This window comes from Pseudomonas sp. NPDC096917 (genome assembly GCF_044762555.1).
Classification (GTDB): Bacteria; Pseudomonadota; Gammaproteobacteria; order Pseudomonadales; family Pseudomonadaceae; genus Aquipseudomonas.
Window position 1 is genome coordinate 1 of the sequence record NZ_JBIWEO010000047.1, and the last position, 2,953, is coordinate 2,953.

The 2,953-nt window shown below is 54.2% G+C and carries 1 protein-coding gene; it reads left to right on the forward strand.

The features are described 5' to 3' along the window. Positions 1–2,742: DNA-directed RNA polymerase subunit beta' (locus tag ACIQYF_RS23635; protein ID WP_402866691.1), on the forward strand; the 2,742-nt coding region annotated here is incomplete at its 5' end. Between the last annotated feature and the right edge of the window lie 211 nt (positions 2,743–2,953).

Consider the following 2,953-nt stretch of genomic DNA (forward strand, 5'->3'; position numbering starts at 1 on the left):
ACCAACAACATTCTGTCGCCAGCCAACGGTGAGCCAATCATCGTTCCGTCGCAGGACGTTGTATTGGGTCTGTACTACATGACGCGTGAAGCGATCAACGCCAAAGGCGAAGGTCGTGTGTTCGCAGATTTGCAAGAAGTAGACCGCGTATTCCGTGCTGGCGAAGCCGCACTGCATGCCAAGGTTAAAGTGCGGATCAACGAAACCGTTAATGACCGCGATGGCGGCAGCGTGAGCAATACCCGTATCGTCGACACTACCGTGGGCCGTGCGCTGTTGTTCCAGGTTGTGCCAAAAGGTCTGTCGTTCGACGTCGTCAACCTGCCGATGAAGAAAAAAGCGATCTCTAAGCTGATCAACCAGTGCTACCGCGTGGTTGGTTTGAAAGAGACCGTGATCTTTGCTGACCAGTTGATGTACACCGGCTTTGCTTACTCGACCATTTCCGGCGTTTCCATCGGTGTTAACGACTTCGTTATCCCTGATGAAAAAGCTCGCATCATCGCGGCTGCTACCGATGAAGTGAAAGAGATCGAAAGCCAGTACGCCTCCGGCCTGGTAACACAGGGCGAGAAGTACAACAAAGTAATCGACCTTTGGTCGAAAGCGAACGATGAAGTCTCCAAGGCAATGATGTCGAACCTCTCGAAAGAGAAGGTTATTGACCGTCACGGCAACGAGGTCGAGCAAGAGTCGTTCAACTCGATGTACATGATGGCGGACTCCGGCGCACGGGGTTCTGCTGCGCAGATCCGTCAGCTGGCCGGTATGCGTGGTCTGATGGCCAAGCCAGATGGCTCTATCATCGAAACGCCGATTACAGCGAACTTCCGTGAAGGTTTGAGCGTACTTCAGTACTTCATCTCGACTCACGGTGCTCGTAAGGGTCTGGCGGATACCGCATTGAAAACTGCTAACTCCGGTTACTTGACTCGTCGTCTGGTAGACGTTGCGCAGGATCTGGTTGTGACTGAAGTCGACTGCGGAACCGAACACGGTCTGCTGATGACTCCGCACATCGAAGGCGGCGACGTTGTAGAGCCATTGGGTGAGCGCGTACTGGGTCGAGTAATCGCCCGTGACGTATTCAAGCCGGGTACCGATGAAGTTATCGTTCCTGCAGGCACCCTGGTTGACGAGAAGTGGGTTGAATTCATCGAGCTTAACAGCATCGACGAAGTGATCGTGCGCTCGCCAATCAGCTGCGAAACCCGCTTCGGTATTTGCGCCAAGTGCTACGGGCGTGATCTGGCTCGTGGGCACCAGGTGAACATCGGTGAAGCTGTCGGCGTAATTGCTGCTCAGTCGATCGGTGAGCCGGGTACCCAGCTGACGATGCGTACGTTCCACATCGGTGGTGCTGCAAGCCGGACTTCTGCTGCTGACAGCGTTCAGGTGAAGAATGGCGGTACTGTCCGTCTGCACAACCTGAAGCACGTAGAGCGCGTAGATGGTTGCCTGGTAGCGGTATCGCGTTCCGGTGAGCTGGCAATCGCTGATGACTACGGTCGTGAGCGTGAGCGCTACAAGCTGCCGTACGGTGCAGTAATCTCGGTTAAAGAAGGTGACAAGGTTGACGCTGGCTCCATCGTAGCCAAGTGGGATCCGCACACTCACCCAATCGTTACCGAAATGAAAGGTACCGTGACCTACGTGGGCATGGAAGAAGGCATCACGATCAAGCGTCAAACTGACGAATTGACCGGTATGACCAATATTGAAGTGCTTGATGCCAAAGACCGTCCAGCTGCCGGCAAGGACATTCGTCCAGCCGTTAAGATGGTGGGTGTTGATGGTAAGGATCTGTTGTTGCCTGGTACCGACGTACCGGCTCAGTACTTCCTGCCAGCTAACGCCTTGGTCGGTGTAGCGGATGGTGCGGAAATCGCGATCGGTGACGTTATCGCTCGTATTCCGCAAGAAACTTCGAAAACTCGAGACATCACCGGTGGTCTGCCACGCGTTGCTGACTTGTTCGAAGCGCGCCGTCCGAAAGAAGCCTCGATCTTGGCTGAAGTCAGCGGCACCATCGCGTTCGGTAAAGAAACCAAAGGCAAGCGCCGTCTGGTTATTACCCCGAACGACGGTAGCGATCCGTACGAAGAGCTGATTCCAAAGTGGCGCCACCTGAACGTCTTCGAAGGCGAGCAAGTGAACCGCGGCGAAGTTATCTCCGATGGTCCAAGCGATCCACACGATATCCTGCGTTTGCTGGGTGTGAGTGCGTTGGCCAAGTACATCGTTAACGAGATTCAAGACGTTTACCGTCTGCAAGGCGTAAAAATCAACGATAAGCACATCGAAACGATCCTTCGTCAGATGCTGCGTAAAGTTGAAATTGCCGAGTCTGGCGATTCCTCCTTCATCAAGGGCGACCAGATGGAGTTGACGCAGGTACTTGTTGAAAACGAGCGTCTGGGTAACGAAGACAAATTCGTTTCCAAGTTCACTCGCGTTCTGTTGGGTATCACCAAGGCGTCGTTGTCGACTGAGTCGTTCATCTCCGCGGCCTCTTTCCAAGAGACAACCCGCGTACTGACCGAAGCAGCGGTAACCGGCAAGCGTGACTACCTGCGCGGCCTGAAAGAAAACGTTGTCGTGGGTCGTTTGATCCCGGCAGGTACTGGTTTGGCATATCACAGCGAGCGCAAGCGCCGCCGTGAGGCTGACAAGCCATTGCGCGTAAGCGCCAGTGAAGTGGAAGCAGCACTGACCGAAGCGCTGAACTCGAGCGGTAACTGAGTTCTGCGATAAATGAAGGGTGGGCCCTGGCCGTTCCGTTCATCGAATCGAGACATTTTGTCGAGCTTTGATGAGGGGGAAGGTCGGGGCCTTGCCTTGACTGGGGGCAAGATCCTCTTTAGACTCTTGTACCCCTAAATTTGGCGGGAATTCGTTCCTGCCATTTTGCTTTTCTTGCAAGACAATAGCGTCGCAAGACAACAGTGGAGCT